At 66.8% G+C, this 14,945-nt stretch carries 15 protein-coding genes; 11 read left to right on the top strand and 4 right to left on the bottom strand.

What is annotated here, in order from left to right; all coding sequences use genetic code 11:
• The 8 genes from HR086_RS18530 to HR086_RS18495 form a co-directional block, all read left to right on the top strand.
• A partial coding sequence (locus HR086_RS18530; RefSeq protein WP_373564320.1) for a hypothetical protein occupies window positions 1-421 on the top strand: 421 nt, incomplete at its 5' end.
• Window positions 422-490: 69 nt separating this feature from the next.
• Complete coding sequence (locus HR086_RS18525) at window positions 491-1,339, top strand: 3-hydroxyacyl-CoA dehydrogenase family protein (RefSeq protein ID WP_046713803.1); 849 nt, start codon at window positions 491-493, stop codon at window positions 1,337-1,339.
• A gap of 27 nt (window positions 1,340-1,366) precedes the next feature.
• Window positions 1,367-2,143 (top strand): enoyl-CoA hydratase-related protein, encoded by a 777-nt coding sequence (locus tag HR086_RS18520; RefSeq protein WP_174466275.1) that lies wholly within the window; start codon window positions 1,367-1,369, stop codon window positions 2,141-2,143.
• Window positions 2,140-2,883 carry a hypothetical protein gene (locus HR086_RS18515; protein ID WP_371745613.1) on the top strand — a complete coding sequence of 248 codons (744 nt, stop codon included), beginning with the start codon at window positions 2,140-2,142 and terminating at the stop codon, window positions 2,881-2,883. Before HR086_RS18520 ends, HR086_RS18515 begins: the two co-directional genes overlap by 4 nt.
• Window positions 2,880-4,022, top strand: coding sequence for an acyl-CoA dehydrogenase (locus tag HR086_RS18510; protein WP_141644387.1), 1,143 nt, complete (start codon window positions 2,880-2,882; stop codon window positions 4,020-4,022). The genes HR086_RS18515 and HR086_RS18510 overlap by 4 nt, the downstream gene beginning before the upstream one ends.
• A gap of 5 nt (window positions 4,023-4,027) precedes the next feature.
• Window positions 4,028-4,474, top strand: a complete 447-nt coding sequence (locus tag HR086_RS18505; RefSeq protein WP_141644388.1) for an AgmX/PglI C-terminal domain-containing protein — start codon at window positions 4,028-4,030, stop codon at window positions 4,472-4,474.
• 10 nt (window positions 4,475-4,484) lie between these two features.
• Window positions 4,485-5,630, top strand: a complete 1,146-nt coding sequence (locus tag HR086_RS18500; RefSeq protein ID WP_141644389.1) for an acyl-CoA dehydrogenase family protein — start codon at window positions 4,485-4,487, stop codon at window positions 5,628-5,630.
• Window positions 5,631-5,634: 4 nt separating this feature from the next.
• Window positions 5,635-6,042 carry a hypothetical protein gene (locus HR086_RS18495; protein ID WP_174463828.1) on the top strand — a complete coding sequence of 136 codons (408 nt, stop codon included), beginning with the start codon at window positions 5,635-5,637 and terminating at the stop codon, window positions 6,040-6,042.
• A gap of 16 nt (window positions 6,043-6,058) precedes the next feature.
• On the opposite strand, the gene HR086_RS18490 is transcribed toward HR086_RS18495, so the two are convergent.
• Together HR086_RS18490 and HR086_RS18485 are read right to left on the bottom strand one after the other, a co-directional pair.
• Window positions 6,059-6,385 carry a hypothetical protein gene (locus tag HR086_RS18490; RefSeq protein ID WP_174463827.1) on the bottom strand — a complete coding sequence of 109 codons (327 nt, stop codon included), beginning with the start codon at window positions 6,383-6,385 and terminating at the stop codon, window positions 6,059-6,061.
• A 95-nt stretch (window positions 6,386-6,480) separates the two neighbouring features.
• The gene (locus tag HR086_RS18485) at window positions 6,481-8,841 is read right to left on the bottom strand and encodes an Ig-like domain repeat protein (RefSeq protein ID WP_174466274.1); all 2,361 of its coding nucleotides are present in this window, start codon (window positions 8,839-8,841) and stop codon (window positions 6,481-6,483) included.
• Between the two features lie 633 nt (window positions 8,842-9,474).
• Between HR086_RS18485 and HR086_RS18480 the strand changes: the two genes are divergently transcribed.
• Complete coding sequence (locus tag HR086_RS18480; protein WP_141644393.1) at window positions 9,475-11,187, top strand: 30S ribosomal protein S1; 1,713 nt, start codon at window positions 9,475-9,477, stop codon at window positions 11,185-11,187.
• A 76-nt stretch (window positions 11,188-11,263) separates the two neighbouring features.
• Here HR086_RS18480 and HR086_RS18475 read toward each other — a convergent pair whose 3' ends face one another.
• Together HR086_RS18475 and HR086_RS18470 are read right to left on the bottom strand one after the other, a co-directional pair.
• Window positions 11,264-12,136: an N-acyl homoserine lactonase family protein gene (locus HR086_RS18475; RefSeq protein WP_174466273.1), complete on the bottom strand. Its 873-nt coding sequence runs from the start codon at window positions 12,134-12,136 to the stop codon at window positions 11,264-11,266.
• 2 nt (window positions 12,137-12,138) lie between these two features.
• The gene (locus HR086_RS18470) at window positions 12,139-12,717 is read right to left on the bottom strand and encodes a TetR/AcrR family transcriptional regulator (RefSeq protein ID WP_174466272.1); all 579 of its coding nucleotides are present in this window, start codon (window positions 12,715-12,717) and stop codon (window positions 12,139-12,141) included.
• A 265-nt stretch (window positions 12,718-12,982) separates the two neighbouring features.
• Between HR086_RS18470 and HR086_RS18465 the strand changes: the two genes are divergently transcribed.
• Together HR086_RS18465 and HR086_RS18460 are read left to right on the top strand one after the other, a co-directional pair.
• Window positions 12,983-14,164, top strand: a complete 1,182-nt coding sequence (locus tag HR086_RS18465; RefSeq protein ID WP_141644396.1) for an acetyl-CoA C-acetyltransferase — start codon at window positions 12,983-12,985, stop codon at window positions 14,162-14,164.
• Window positions 14,165-14,243: 79 nt separating this feature from the next.
• On the top strand, window positions 14,244-14,942 hold the full coding sequence (locus HR086_RS18460) for a CoA transferase subunit A (protein WP_141644397.1): 699 nt from the start codon (window positions 14,244-14,246) through the stop codon (window positions 14,940-14,942).
• Window positions 14,943-14,945 lie beyond the last annotated feature (3 nt).

Below are 14,945 nucleotides of genomic sequence, written 5' to 3'. Positions count from 1 at the left end.
CCCTGAAACAGCCCCGCCGGCCCCCGCGCGCAAGGGCTGGCGCTCGTCCCCGCTGGCGAAGCGGCTGCCGCTGCTGCTGCTCCTCGGCCTGGGCATCTACATCTGGCAAATCACCGGCGTCCCCGAGCGGGAGCTGGTCATCCAACCCGATGGCGACGGCTGGAGTCAGGCCCGTGCGCTGGACCTCCAGGTGATGGACCCGGAGGGCGCGGTCCTCAAGCGCGAGGAGCGCTTCTTCGGCGACACCGGCGCACCTCCGGAGCTGAGCTTCAAGGTGGACCTGCCCGAGGGCTCCTTCCGGACCTTGTTCTTCGTGAAGCTCGCGGGTCGCGAGGAGCGCGTCCGCGTCGAAGAGCCACTCACGGTGGGGGAGGAGCGCTACATCGTTCGCCGGCTCCAGTTGCCAGCCGCGACTCGTTGACCGCCCTGGGGGCGTGGGCTATGGGCGCACCACGTCATTCACATTCCGACCGAGGGGTTCGAGAGCACCATGGCAACGGAGCACATCGTCGTCGTCGGCGCCGGGCAGATGGGCGCGGGAATCGCGCAGGTGGCATTGCAGGCGGGTCTTCGCGTCACGCTGGCGGACGTGTCCAAGGAAGGTCTCGCCAAGGGCGCTGACCGCATCCGCGCGGGCCTGAAGAAGCTGGTGGAGAAGGGCAAGCTCGACGCCGCGAAGCAGCAGGCCGCCGAGGCCAACCTCGCCACCCTCACCAACGTCACCGAGGCGAAGGACGTCGACTTCGCGATCGAAGCCGTGACGGAGAACGAGGACCTCAAGCGCCGCATCTTCCAGGACCTGGACGCCGTCGTCCGGCCGGGCGGCATCCTCGCCACCAACACCTCATCCATCCCCATCACCCGCATCGCCGCGTCCACGAAGCGCCCCGAGTTCGTCATCGGCATGCACTTCATGAACCCCGTGCCGGTGATGCAACTGGTGGAGCTCATCCGTGGCGCCGCCACGTCGGACGAGACCTACGCCACCACGCGCGCCCTCTCCGAGCGCATGGGCAAGACGACGGTCGTCTCCAAGGACTTCCCGGGCTTCATCGTCAACCGCATCCTCATCCCGATGCTGAACGAGGCCTGCTACGCGCTGATGGAGGGCCTGGGCTCCGCGGAGGACATCGACACCGCGATGAAGCTGGGCACCAACCAGCCCATGGGCCCGCTCCAGCTCGCCGACTTCATCGGCCTGGACACCGTGCTCTACATCGCCGAGGTGCTGCACAAGGGCCTGGGTGACTCGAAGTACCGCCCGTGTCCGCTGCTGCGCCAGTACGTCGACGCCGGCTGGTACGGCAAGAAGAGCGGTCGCGGCTTCTACAAGTACTAGGCACCCACCTCCCCAGGAGCCTCGCACATGACCTACGAGAACATCCGGCTGGAGCACGAGGGCGCGGTCGCCACCCTCACCATCGACCGTCCCAAGGCGCTCAACGCCCTCAACAACAAGACGCTCCAGGAGTTCGAGGCGGCGGTGAAGTCGCTCGGCGCCGACACGCGCGTGCTCATCGTCACCGGCGGGGGCGAGAAGGCCTTCGTCGCGGGCGCCGACATCGCGGAGATGTCCGCGCTCGAGGAGCCCCAGGCTCGCGAGTTCGCCGCCCTGGGTCACCGCGCCTTCGCGCTGCTGGAGTCGCTGTCCATCCCCACCATCGCCGCGGTGAATGGCTTCGCGCTCGGTGGTGGCTGTGAGCTGGCCCTGGCGTGTGACTTCATCTACGCCTCCGAGAAGGCCCAGCTCGGCCTCCCTGAAGTGGGCCTGGGAGTCATCCCCGGCTTCGGTGGCACCCAGCGCCTCACCCGCGCGGTGGGCCGTGCTCGCGCGAAGGAGCTGGTCTTCACGGGGGCGCGCATCGACGCGGCGAAGGCGAAGGAGATCGGCCTGGTGCTGGAGGTCCTGCCGGCCGCCGAGCTGCTCGCGCACTGCCGCTCCATCGCGGCGAAGATGATCAAGAACGGTCCCCTGGCCATCGCCACGGCCAAGCGCGTCATCGAGCAGGGCGCGGACAAGGACCTGGGCGAGGCCAATACACTGGAGCGTCAGGGCTTCGCGGAGCTGTTCGGCTCGGACGACCAGCGCGAGGGCATGAAGGCGTTCCTCGAGAAGCGCCCCGCCGTCTTCACCGGCAAGTGAATCACCCGCTCGCGGTCGGGAGTCTCCTCACGATTCTCCTGGCCGCGACGCCGGCCCGCTCCGAGCCTGTCTCCGAGCCCCTCTCGGAACCCGCGCCCGAAGCTCGGGACGACGAGGCCGGACGGGCTCCGGCGCTGGTCTCCTGGAAGCGCTCGCTGTGCATCTACACGGGCTGCTTCCTGGAGCCGTTCATCCCCGATGTCCGCTTCCAGTGGGGACAGGGCTCGCGTGAGCACTGGGTGCTGTCCTGGCCCATCCACCCGTGGGCCTTCCCGGCGTGGGACATTCCGGGGCCCACCCTCATCCTGTCGCCCTTCGTGGAGCCTCAAGTGCGCCTGGAGCCGGCGGCCTTCCGGCTGCTCGCGGGGGCGCGGGTGTATGCGTTTCCGGACAGCGCTCGGCTGGGCTTGCTCGCGGAGGGCGCGGGCCTGTGGGGCCAGGATGGCTCGGGTGGGCTGGCGGGGCTGGGCCTGACCTACGACTTGATTGAACGCGGCCCGAACACGAAGCCCTGGACGGTGTCCGTGGTGCTTCGCCGGGCCTGGACGGGGGAGGGGGCGCGGATGGACCTCTCCCTGGACGTCACGGTGCCACTGAACATGTTCCTGGGCTCACCCCTGGATTCCAGGGAGCCCGGCGGGCGGTCGTCGGCTAATCGGCACGGCAACCCTCGCTTGGGGCCTGGCGGAGCGTCTTCGCTATTCCCTGGGAGCACCCCCCGTAATATGGAGCCCTCATGAACTTCGAGCTGACCGATGTCCAGCGCGAGATCCAGCGGATGTGCCGCGAGTTCGCCGCCAAGGAACTGACCCCCAACGCCCGGAAGTGGGATGAACACCACACTTGGCCCACGGATGCGGTGAAGAAGCTCGCCGAGCTGTCGCTGCTCGGCGTGGCCGTCTCCGAGAAGTACGGCGGCGCCGGTCTGGACAACGTCTGTTACGCGCTCGCCATGGAGGAGATCAGCCGAGGCTGTGCCTCCACCGGCGTCATCATGAGCGTGAACAACTCGCTCTATTGCGACCCGGTGTCGAAGTTCGGCACCGAGGCGCAGAAGGAAGAGTTCCTCACGCCGTTCGCGCGGGGCGACAAGCTCGGCTGCTTCGGCCTGACGGAGCCCGAGGCCGGCAGCGACGCCGCAGCCCAGCAGACCGTCGCGGTGCGCCGGGGTGACGAGTTCGTCATCAACGGCTCCAAGAACTGGATCACCAACGGTCCCAAGGCCGACGCCATCGTCCTGTTCACGATGACGAACAAGGAGGCGGGCAACAAGGGCATCACCGCCTTCCTGGTGCCCACGAACACCCCCGGCTTCACCCGCGCCGAGCCCGACAAGAAGATGGGCATCAGCGCCGCCTGGTCCTGCTCCATGTTCTTCGAGGACATGCGCGTGCCGGCCAAGAACATCCTGGGCAAGGAAGGCGAGGGCTTCAAGGTCGCCATGTCCACGCTGGACGGTGGCCGCATCGGGATTGCGTCGCAGGCGCTGGGTATCGCCCGCGCGGCGTACGAGGAGGCGGTGCGCTACTCGGGTGAGCGCAAGTCCTTCGGCAAGCCCATCCGCGAGCACCAGGCCATCCAGTTCATGATCGCCGACATGGCCATGGAGATCGACGCGGCCCGCCTGCTGGTGTGGCGCGCGGCGCTCCTCAAGGACAAGGGCGTGCGCCACAGCGCGGAGAGCGCGATGGCGAAGCTGTACGCCAGCGAGATGGCCAGCCGCGTGGCGAACAAGGCCCTCCAGGTGCACGGCGGCATGGGCTACAGCAAGGAGATGGACGCCGAGCGCCACGTGCGCGACGCGCGCATCACCGAGATCTACGAGGGGACGAGCGAGATTCAGCGCATCGTCATCTCCGCCAACGTCCTGAAGGAGTAGGCACCATGAAGAGGGCACTGCTTCCCGTTCTGATTCTGGCCTCGGCCACCGCGTTCGCGGAGAGTGTTCCGCCGAAGAAGCCCGAGGGCGGGAAGCCCGCCCCCACCGCGACGGCGCCCGCGAAGAGCGACGCGCCGGACGTGGCCCGCATGCCGTTCACGCCGGACTCCATCCGCCAGGTCGTCACGTACAACCAGGGGCGGATCCAGGAGTGCTACGAGGACCACATGGCGGAGAAGAACAAGAAGGCGGAGGGCAAGCTGCTCACGTCCTTCACCATCGACGCCAATGGTCTGGTGAAGGGCGCGAAGGTCCGTAAGGGCAGCACGCCGAAGGACCCGAACCTTCATGACTGCGTGGTGGCCGTGCTGTCGTCCATGACGTTCCCCAAGCCTCCGGACGGCGCCGACCACCCCATCGAGTATCCGTTCAACCTCAAGGCCATCGAGTAGGACAACAGACGTGAACCTCGAGCTGACCGAGACCCAGACGCTGATTCGCGAGACGGCCCGCAAGTTCGCGCGGGAGCGCGTGGCGCCGCTTGCCCGCGAGCTGGACCGCCAGGAGCGATTTCCCACCGAGATCTTCAAGGAACTCGGCGAGCTGGGGCTGCTCGGGGTGAACATCCCCGCGAAGTACGGCGGCTCGGAAGCGGGCGCCGTGTCCTACGCGCTGGCGATGATGGAGATGGCCGCGGCGGATGCGTCCACGTCCGTGGCCATGGCCGTGACGAACATGTGCGCGGAGCTGATCAACGCGTTCGGCACCGAGGCGCAGCGCGAGAAGTACGTGACGCGGCTGACGTCGGGTGAGGCCGTGGCCGGCTCGTTCGCGCTCTCCGAGCCGCACGCGGGCTCCGACCCGGGCGCGCTCCTGACGTCCGCTGTCCGCCGTGGCGACTCGTGGGTCATCAACGGCAGCAAGCAGTGGATCACCTCCGGCGCGCATGCGGGCGTCATGGTGGTGTGGGCGCGGACGTCGGCGACCGGCAACAAGGGCCTGTCGTGCTTCATCGTGGAGGGTGGGACCCAGGGTCTCATCATCGGTCGTCACGAGGACAAGATGGGCCTGCGCTCCTCGAACACCGTCGCGCTGACGTTCGAGGACTGCGTGATTCCGGCGGAGAACCTGCTGGGCTCGGAAGGGCAGGGGTTCCGGCTGGCGATGGTCGCGCTAGACGGCGGACGTATCGGCATCGCCTCGCAGGCGTGCGGCGTGGCTCGCGCGGCGCTGGAGGCCAGCGTGTCCTACGTGAAGGACCGCAAGGCGTTCGGTCAGGCGATTGGCGAGTTCCAGGGGCCGCGCTTCATGATCGCGGACATGAAGACGCAGATCGACGCGGCGGAGCTGCTGACGCTGCGCGCGGCGTACATGAAGGACCAGAAGCAGCCGTTCACTCGCGAGGCGTCGATGGCGAAGCTGTTCGCCAGCGAGACGAGCAATCGCGTCTGCGACAAGGCCGTCCAGCTCCACGGTGGCTACGGCTACATCGACGAGTTCCCGGTGGAGCGGTACTTCCGCGACGCCCGCGTGCAGACCATCTACGAGGGCACCAGCGAGGTGCAGCGGATGGTGATTGCTCGCGAGAGCTTCAAGCTGTTGGGGTGAGCGCGTGGCGCTGAAGAAGAAGGGCCGGTACTCCTACGGCGATTCCCGCGCGGACATCCGCGCGGAGCTCGAGCGGTACAGCAAGAAGAACGGTTATCCCGTCCAGCGACTCGATGAGCTGCGCTGTCCTTGCGGTCACGAGCGGCACCACCTCCTGATCGACGAGGAGGCGGGCGCGGCGGTGCAGTGCTGTGCCAGGTGCGAGCACGAAGTCCCCCTCGCGGACAGCGAGGAGTTCCTCGAGGAGGCAAAGCTCGAGCAGGCCGAGTGCCCCTGTGGGAATGGGGCCTTCGAGATGGCCCTGGGCGCCGCCTTCTACAAGGACACCACCGATGTCCGCTGGGTCTACATCGGCTGCCGGTGTCCGGAGTGCGGACTCACGGCGTGTTTTGGGGACTGGAAGACGCCGTAAGGTCGCCAGGAGCGACTCACCACCAGCGGTTGCCACTTCGCGGTGCCCGGCGCTTCATGTTGAACCAGAGCAGGCTGGTGCTCACGAGGAGGACGTACCAGAGCAGACCCGCGCCGAGCAGGAACATCCCTATGAGCAGCGCCGTCAGGACGTACCACTGGAAGTGGTCGCGCCAGCGCCACTGGGGAGAGCCAAGCACCTCGCGCACGGGCCGCCAGGGCTCTGATTCAGAGAGGGATATCTCATCCGAGGCATCCACCAGCCCCATCTTCAACGCCTGACGGACCTCTTCGACTCCGACATAGGACAGTTCGCCTTCAGCTGTTCGGATTCGCACCGGCATGGTTCGCGCCCACCTCAATTGCAAATGCAGATCATTGAGCTGCAAGGGACTCTCGGGGCGCCAGGGATTGATGGGCCCCGAGAGTCCAGGCCACTTCAGTCAAGCCTCCGGCCGCGCGACCGGAGGACTGACACTCCCATCCAGAGCGCCAGCATCATGAGGGATGAGCTGCCCGCGTCGGTGGCACCACATCCCCAGCCGGTGACCGTCAAGTCGCGGGGGCCCGACGGATTGGGCCCTTCTGGGTCCGTCGTGCTGCCCGCGTCGTCCGTGCCGGCATCATTCTCGCCAGCATCGGGTTCTGGCTGCGGGGTCACTCCACCATCCTCGCCCGCGTCGGGCTCAGGCTCAGGAGTCGTTCCACCGCCATCGCCCGCGTCGGGCTCAGGAGTCGTTCCACCGCCATCGCCCGCGTCGGGCTCAGGAGTCGTTCCACCGCCATCGCCAGCGTCGGGCTCGGGAGTCGTTCCACCGCCATCGCCAGCGTCGGGCTCGGGAGTCGTTCCACCGCCATCGCCAGCGTCGGGCTCGGGAGTCGTTCCACCGCCATCGCCAGCGTCGGGAGTCGGCGTGGTGCCTCCGTCGTCATCCTCGCCAGCATCCACGGGAGGCGGCGTACCCGCATCGTCGTCCTCGCCAGCGTCCGCTGGAGCAGGCCCGCCGTCCGGTCCCGCATCGATGGTGCCTGAATCGATGGTGCCTGAATCGATGGTGCCCGAATCAGGGACCCCGGCATCCGGCAGGCTCCCGCCATCCGGTGCTTCAACGAACACCGGCAGCTCCTCGGAGTTGCTCCAGGCGTAGAGGTCATCAATCCCCCCGAACTCGGCGAGGAGCGTGTGCTCGCCCATCGGGAAGAAGGAGAGAGAGACCGTGGCGGTTCCCGCGCCGTCGAGCAGCTCGGACGTGACGTAATCGCCATCCACGTAGAAGTTCACGCTGCCCATCGTCAGGGGCACGCCATCCACGGTGGTCACGGTGGCCGTGAAGAAGGCCAACTCTCCCTCGATCACGGGACCGCCCTGGCCCTCCACCTGGGTCACCGTGGGTTCGATTCCCACGCCTCGGAGGAGGAAGACCCCGTCATAGAACATCCGATTTCCACCGGAGTTCATGTACTCCCAACCCATCAGCCACGTGTCGGTCGCTTCCATGGGCGCCAGCATCAGCAGGTGGGGCGTGCGCTGCTGGTAGCTCCAGGCCTCGATGGGCGTGGTCTCGGTGATCTGGAACTTCCCGTACTCCTGTGTCCCAAGCCGATTGTACGCAAGAGGAGACAGCCACTCCCGAGGGGGAATCGAGGCCAGGACATCGGTCGACTCCTGCTGGTGCAGGTCCAGGTTGAGCAGCGTCTTCGAGAAGTGGACGTTGATGTCGCCATGCCCCCACAGCTCGCATTGGAGCCGTCCCTCAGGCGTCGTCCCCGGCAGGAAGCAGGTGTCCGTGGCCCCGCCGTAGATCTGCTCCACGTACGTCACGAGGAAGAAGACGATCTCCCGCCCGCCGTCCACGGTCCCCAGGCTCACGCGGCGATCATCCTCCGTGATGGACGCCGTCACGTCCCGCCCCGGAATGACCCGGCCGAAGGGGTCGAACGCGCTCGCCTTGTAGTCGGGCCGCCCGTCGAAGAGTCCAGACCGGTCCCAGATGGGGCCCAACGAAGCTGGCTCCCCTGGACCCGGTGAGGCCACTCGAGGCGTCAGGCACTCCACCGCGGGCGAGGCCGGGCACAGCGAACCATCATCATCCGTGCTCAACAGGATGATGTGCCCCAGGCCCAGGTGGCCGTTCTGCGAATCATCCGGCTCGAGCAGATTGGGGACGTGCGGGAAGACACCCCGGTCGCTGAAGTAGGCGTCCACCAGTCCTGGCACCACTCCCGGGCGGAAGTCTCCGCTCGCGGTCACCAGGTCGGTCGCATCAAGTACGCGCTGGCCCACCACCGAACCCCCTGGACGCACCGGGTAGCCCGGCGCTCCGTCCGGCCATCGCTTGGGCCCCGCATCCGCCGCATAGCTGCCAGGAGCGAGGCAGGAGCCCGTCAGCAGCTCCGGCTCTCTCAAGCGGAGCACCTCGCCCGACTCCCGTCGGTGGAAGAAGATGCGCTCGGGAATGCAGCGCGTGCTCTCTCCGATGTAGACCCGCTCCGGGTTCAGGTTGAACAAGTCCTCGTGGAAGTCCGGGATGCCATTCCCCTCGAGGTCGAGGAGCACGTCGTCGTTCGGGTTGGCCGGGTCCCCGATGTCGATGTACCCCCGGGCCACCAACTCGTCGTAATAGAACCACCCCAGCGTGCTGGAGGCCCCACCACCTGCCTGGTCATCGACGAGCAGCACCTCCACGTTCCGGTCCCTGGACAGGATGAGCCGATTCGAGTCCACGCCCTGCGCGGACACAGGGCCCGCGCCCACGCCGACGAGGACCATCAGAAGGAGGGAAGGGCTCCAACGACGCATGGATGTCCTGTGCCAGCCGAGAAATGAACGCGGCATTGTATGCCCTTCTTGGATTCCCAGTACACGTGGCAACGGACCGCGACACGAGTCGTCTGCCCTCGAGAAGGGATGGCGTCGTGAGCAGCAGAGGAGGCAAGGGAAGGAAGAGGCCCGCGGCCGCCGACATGCGGGAACGATTCACCCCCCCGGGCGCACCTCCCCCATGACTCACGCCGGGCACCGGACTCGTGGACCTCGACCCACGAGCGGAACGCAGCCAGACGATGTGGGTCGCATTTCAGCGGATTTTTCGAGTAGGTTGTCGCGCTCGCTGGCCGAACAGGCGAACCGGGCGCTCGCGGGGTCCTCTGAGTCGGGAGGGCTGCGCAGGAGGGCGAGCGTTCTTAGAACGAGGGGTGCGGATGGCTGTCCCGGGTCTTGACACTCCCGGGTCAACACATCCGCCGATCAGCACATGGGGCACGTGCTCGCTTGACTACCGGAATAACCGGTGTCTAGGGTGCGCGGCCTCATTCAGCACCATTCAAAAGTCCCCAGAGGTGGGGACGCCCGCGGACTCCCGTTGCGCCCCGCAGGGGCCCGCGTTCCTCAAATCAGGGGGCAGCTGTGCCGTTTCAAAGGACTTCCATTTCCATGCAGCAGAACGTGAACCAGCAGGTCGAGACTGACGCCGGGGAAGAAAACTTCGCGGCGATGTTCGAAGAGTCGCTCAAGCAGCGCGGTGGCGACGGCATCCTGAAGGAAGGGGAGATCGTCAAGGGCACCGTGGTGCAGGTGACGAAGGACTTCGCGATCGTCGACATCGGCTACAAGTCCGAGGGTCAGGTCCCGATCTCCGAGTTCACCAATCCTCGCGGAGAGGTCTCCGTCAAGGCGGGCGACCCCGTTGAGGTCCTCCTGGAGAGCCGCGAGAACGACACCGGCATGGTCGTCCTCTCCAAGGAGAAGGCCGACAAGATGCGCATCTGGGACGAGATCAGCGCCGCCTGTGAGCGCGATGAAATCGTCAAGGGCACCATCGTGGGCCGCGTGAAGGGAGGCCTCTCCGTCGACATCGGCGTGAAGGCGTTCCTGCCCGGCAGCCAGGTGGATATCCGGCCCGTGCGCAACCTTGACCAGTACATCTCGAAGGAATTCGAGTTCAAGGTCATCAAGTTCAACAAGAAGCGCGGCAACATCGTCCTGTCGCGCCGGGTCCTCCTCGAGAAGCAGCGCGAGGAGATGAAGAAGGAGACCCTCAAGAACCTGAAGGAGGGTGCGGTCCTCAAGGGTGTCGTCAAGAACCTCACGGACTACGGCGCCTTCATCGACCTGGGCGGCATCGACGGCCTGCTCCACATCACGGACATGTCCTGGGGCCGCATCGGTCACCCCAGCGAGATGTTCAATGTGGGCGACGAGGTCCGCGTCGTTGTCCTCAAGTTCGACCCGACGCAGGAGCGCGTCAGCCTGGGCCTGAAGCAGATCCAGGAGGACCCGTGGCACCGCGCCGACGAGAAGTACCCGGTCGGCACGCGCGTCAAGGGCAAGGTCGTGTCCATCACGGACTACGGCGCGTTCATCGAGATCGAGCAGGGCGTCGAGGGTCTCGTCCACGTGTCCGAGATGTCCTGGACCAAGCGCCTCAAGCACCCGTCCAAGATCCTGGAGGTCGGCCAGGAGGTGGAGGCCGTCGTCCTGGATATCGATCCCAAGGCCAAGCGCATCGCGCTGGGCATGAAGCAGATCGAGCAGAACCCCTGGACGCTGCTCGAGGACAAGTACCCGATCGGCTCCGTCATCAAGGGTCAGATCCGCAACGTCACCGACTTCGGCGTGTTCGTCGGTGTCGAGGAGGGCGTGGACGGCCTGGTGCACGTGTCCGATATCTCCTGGACCCAGCGCATCAAGCACCCGGGCGAGATGTTCAAGAAGGGCGACGAGGTCGAGGCGGTGGTCCTCAACATCGACGTCGAGAACGAGCGGTTCAGCCTGGGCATCAAGCAGCTCCAGCCGGACCCCTGGGAGACGCTGTCCGAGCGCCTGCCTGTCGGCAGCCGCGTGAAGGGCAAGGTCACCAAGGTCACCGACTTCGGCGCGTTCGTGGAGATCGAGCCGGGCATCGAGGGCCTCGTCCACGTCTCCGAGCTGAAGGAGGAGCGTGTCGAGAACCCGCGTGACGTGGTGCAGGAGGCGCAGGATGTCGAGGTGAAGATCATCGACATCAACACGCCGGACCGGAAGGTCGCGCTGTCCATGAAGGCGCTGATCGGCGAAGGCGACGACTACCGCGAGTACCTCCGCAAGCAGGCGGAAGGCTCCAAGGCGCGCCTCGGCGACGTGATGGGCAAGCTGACGAAGAAGTAGTCTTCGTTCAGCACCGCCTCACGGCGTGACGGCCGGGTTCCCGTAAAGGGGGCCCGGCCGTTGCCGTTCCAGACGACTACTCCAGGTAGCTGGGGAACGCGGGCAGCGCGCGGAAGTCCTCGGGCGCGTGCTGGACGACGAAGCGGCCCTTGGAGTCCTTCACCAGCGCCTCCACGTGGTTGATGGATGAGAGGGTTTCCTCGCGGCTGGTGTTGAAGCCGGGCACGCCGTGGTGCTCCCAGTTCGCGCGGGTGTGGCAGAGGTCTCCGGACAGGACGACTGTTCCCGTCCGAGGCAGGTTCACCTGCAGCGACTGGTGGCCGGGCGTGTGGCCCGGCGTGAAGAGGATGCGCACGCTGCCGTCGCCGAAGACGTCGCGGTCTCCGTCGAGCGGCTCCACCTTCGCATCGCGCCACGTGGAGAACTTCGTGGGGTCCACGCCCAGCGGCGCGGGCGTCGCAGTGGCCCACGTCAGCTCCTTGCGCTGGAGCAGCCACGTAGAGCCAATGAAGGCATTGGCGTTGCCGGCGTGGTCCGCGTGCAGATGGGAGAAGCCCACGTAGCGCACGTCCGAGGGCTTCAGGCCCAGTTGGGCGAGCTGTGCGTGCAGCGTCTTCTGGACGAAGTAGCGCGGGCCAATCGGATCCGCCACGCCGTCCGGGCTCTGGGCGATGACGTCATCCAGCCCCGTGTCCCAGAGCAGCGCGCCCTGGGGGTGGCGGATGAGGAAGCAGGGGACGGACATCTCCCCGCGCTGACCGTTGGGCTGACTCCCGTCCGTGAAGAACCCCATGTCGTGGATGTCGATGCGTCCGCAATCCAGGGCGTAGAGGCGCAGCTCCGGGGGATGTTGCGTGGACGCGGCGTTGGTGGACGCGGCCTGGTGCGCGCAGCCACCAGTGAAGGACAGCAGGAACAGGGAGGGGAGAATGGAGCGTGAGACGCGCATGACTAGAAGGACCTCAAGAGGGCATCGACGATGCGGGTGAGACGGGTGGTGTCCTCCGCCGTCTTTCCGAGCACGCGGAGGCCGGTGAGGTTGTTGAGGAGGAAGCTCGCGAGCTCCCGCGCGTCACGAGTAGCGTCGACCTCGCCAGCGCGCTGACCTTCTTCGATGAGCGACAGGAAGGCGGCTTCGGTCTGCTCGAACATTCGCGCCGCCAGTTGGGCCGCGGCGGCGTCACGCCCCGCGAGCTCGATGGCGGTGTTGATGGCCAGGCACCCCCGGCGCTCGGGGTCCGCGACGTCGGTCTCGATGACCGCGAGGAGCAGCGCCCGCAGCCGCTCCTTGATGGGGCCCGGTCGGGTCAGCAGCGCCAGGAGCTTGGGCGCCTCGTGCTCGTGGTAGTGACGCAGGACGCACTCGAAGAGGCCCTGTTTGCTCTCGAAGGCGTTGTAGAGGCTGCCGCGCCCCAGCCCCATCCGCGCTCCCAGCTCCTGGGGAGACGCCGCCGCGTAGCCCTTCTCCCAGAAGACCTCCATCGCCTTCGCCACCGCCGTCTCGGCCTGGAACTTCCTCGGACGTGCCATGGCCGTCTGTTAGGTCGTTTTGTACCTCAAGGTCAAATACCTTGGACTCGCGTGGTGCGAGCGTCCGACCGGTCGGGTGGTGAGTGGGCGGAAGGAGGAGGAAATTCGCGGGCTTGGGCGTCGTTTCGCGGTGCGTCGCGCGCAGTGGACGCTCATGTCCGGACGCCGAGCGAGGACGCTTGAACTCCGGGGAGTGCCCGGTGATAAGGGCGACCGCCGCTGTTATCGAAGGACATCCGTACATCCTCAAGAGGAGGCAGTTTTCATGGCTCGTGACGTCGTCATCGTGGGCGCGGCCCGTACCCCCATCGGCGCCTTCCAGGGAGCGCTCGCCAAGCTGACGGCGCCGCAGCTCGGCGCGGTGGCCATCAAGGCCGCGCTGGAGCGCGCGGGCGTGAAGCCGGAGACCGTCCAGGAAGTCATCATGGGCTGTGTGCTCCAGGCCGGCGTCGGTCAGGCGCCCGCTCGTCAGGCCACCATCTTCGCGGGCCTGCCCGAGACGGTGCCCGCCACCACGCTGAACAAGGTCTGTGGCTCCGGCCTCAAGGCGGTCATCGCGGGCGCGCAGGCCATTGCCCTGGGTGAGGCGGACGTCGTCGTCGCCGGCGGCATGGAGTCCATGAGCAACTCGCCGTACGTGAGCCACACGATGCGCGGTGGTGCGCGCATGGGCAACGTGGAGTTCAAGGACGCGATGATCCTCGACGGTCTCTGGGACGTGTATGGCAACGTCCACATGGGCCTGTGCGCCGAGGAGTGCGCCACGTCGCAGGGCATCAGCCGCTCGCAGCAGGATGAGTTCGCGCTGGAGTCCACCCGTCGCGCGATTCAGTCCCAGAAGGACGGCCTGTTCGCCGCCGAGATTGTCCCCGTGCAGATCCCCGGCAAGAAGCCGGACGAGGTGACGACGGTCTCCGAGGACGAGGGCCCGCGCAACGCGAAGCCGGACAAGATTCCGGGCCTCAAGCCGGTGTTCAAGAAGGACGGCACGGTGACGGCCGCCAACGCGTCCTCCATCAACGACGGCGCCGCGGCGCTGGTGCTGATGAGCGAGGAGAAGGCGAAGGCCGAGGGCCGCACGATTCTGGGCCGCATCACCGGTTACGCGCAGGCCGCGCGCAAGCCGGTGGAGTTCACGATTGCTCCGGCGGACGCCATCAACACGCTCCTGAAGAAGAAAGGCGTGGCCGCGGCGGACGTGGACCTGTGGGAGATCAACGAGGCGTTCGCGGTGGTGTCGCTCGCGAACAACCGCATCCTCGGGTTGGATCCGTCGAAGGTGAACGTGCGCGGTGGCGCGGTGGTGCTCGGTCACCCCATTGGCGCTTCCGGCGCGCGCGTGCTGGTGACGCTGCTGCAGACGATGAAGGACCTGGGCAAGAAGCGGGGCGTCGCGTCGCTGTGTATCGGCGGCGGCGAGGGCATCGCGCTGATGGTGGAGAGGTAGTCAACCCTCTCCCCACGGGGAGAGGGACGGGGTGGGGGCCTTGGTGGCCTTCACCCCGTTTCCGATATCGGGAGGGCGAATGAACAAGGTCTACGCGAGCGCGGACGAGGCGGTCGCCGACATCCCGGATGGCTGCACGCTCATGAGCGGCGGCTTCGGGCTGTGTGGCAACCCTGAGAATCTCATCGAGGCGCTTCACCGCAAGGGCGTGAAGAACCTCACCATCATCTCCAACAACTGCGGCACCACCGAGCTCGGCCTGGGCATCCTGCTCCAGAACAAGCAGGTCAAGAAGATGGTGTCGAGCTACGTGGGGGAGAACAAGGAGTTCGAGCGGCAGTACCTCTCCGGCGAGCTGGAGGTGGAGCTGAACCCGCAGGGCACCCTGGCCGAGCGCATCCGCGCGGGCGGCTGCGGCATCGGTGGCTTCTTCACGCCGACGGGCGCGGGGACGCAGGTGGCCGAGGGCAAGGAGTCGCGCATCATCGACGGCCGGCTGCACGTGCTGGAGACGCCGCTGAAGGCGGACTTCGCCATCATCCACGCGGCGAAGGCGGACACCCACGGCAACCTCATCTTCAACAAGACGGCGCGCAACTTCTCCCCGATGATGTGCATGGCGGCCAAGGTCACCATCGTCGAGGCGGAGGAGATTGTTCAGCCCGGCGAGTTGGACCCGGACCAGGTGCACCTCCCGAGCATCTTCGTGAAGCGCATCGTCCTGGCGAAGAACCTCCAGAAGTGGATTGAGCGGCGCACCGTCCGCAAGACGGCCTGAGGA

The organism is Myxococcus sp. CA039A (assembly GCF_013336645.1).
In the GTDB taxonomy this organism is placed as follows: Bacteria; Myxococcota; Myxococcia; order Myxococcales; family Myxococcaceae; genus Myxococcus; species Myxococcus llanfairpwllgwyngyllgogerychwyrndrobwllllantysiliogogogochensis.
Note: the sequence above shows the minus strand (reverse complement) of the source record. Positions and strands in the feature narration are given on the sequence as shown.

Excerpts from the sequence above, each read along its gene's own strand:
- HR086_RS18485 (WP_174466274.1), bottom strand. The coding sequence starts at position 8,841 with ATGCGTCGTTGGAGCCCTTCCCTCCTTCTGATGGTCCTCGTCGGCGTG.
- HR086_RS18480 (WP_141644393.1), top strand. The coding sequence starts at position 9,475 with ATGCAGCAGAACGTGAACCAGCAGGTCGAGACTGACGCCGGGGAAGAA.
- HR086_RS18510 (WP_141644387.1), top strand. The coding sequence starts at position 2,880 with ATGAACTTCGAGCTGACCGATGTCCAGCGCGAGATCCAGCGGATGTGC.
- HR086_RS18490 (WP_174463827.1), bottom strand. The coding sequence starts at position 6,385 with ATGCCGGTGCGAATCCGAACAGCTGAAGGCGAACTGTCCTATGTCGGA.
- HR086_RS18475 (WP_174466273.1), bottom strand. The coding sequence starts at position 12,136 with ATGCGCGTCTCACGCTCCATTCTCCCCTCCCTGTTCCTGCTGTCCTTC.
- HR086_RS18520 (WP_174466275.1), top strand. The coding sequence starts at position 1,367 with ATGACCTACGAGAACATCCGGCTGGAGCACGAGGGCGCGGTCGCCACC.
- HR086_RS18505 (WP_141644388.1), top strand. The coding sequence starts at position 4,028 with ATGAAGAGGGCACTGCTTCCCGTTCTGATTCTGGCCTCGGCCACCGCG.
- HR086_RS18470 (WP_174466272.1), bottom strand. The coding sequence starts at position 12,717 with ATGGCACGTCCGAGGAAGTTCCAGGCCGAGACGGCGGTGGCGAAGGCG.
- HR086_RS18460 (WP_141644397.1), top strand. The coding sequence starts at position 14,244 with ATGAACAAGGTCTACGCGAGCGCGGACGAGGCGGTCGCCGACATCCCG.
- HR086_RS18525 (WP_046713803.1), top strand. The coding sequence starts at position 491 with ATGGCAACGGAGCACATCGTCGTCGTCGGCGCCGGGCAGATGGGCGCG.
- HR086_RS18465 (WP_141644396.1), top strand. The coding sequence starts at position 12,983 with ATGGCTCGTGACGTCGTCATCGTGGGCGCGGCCCGTACCCCCATCGGC.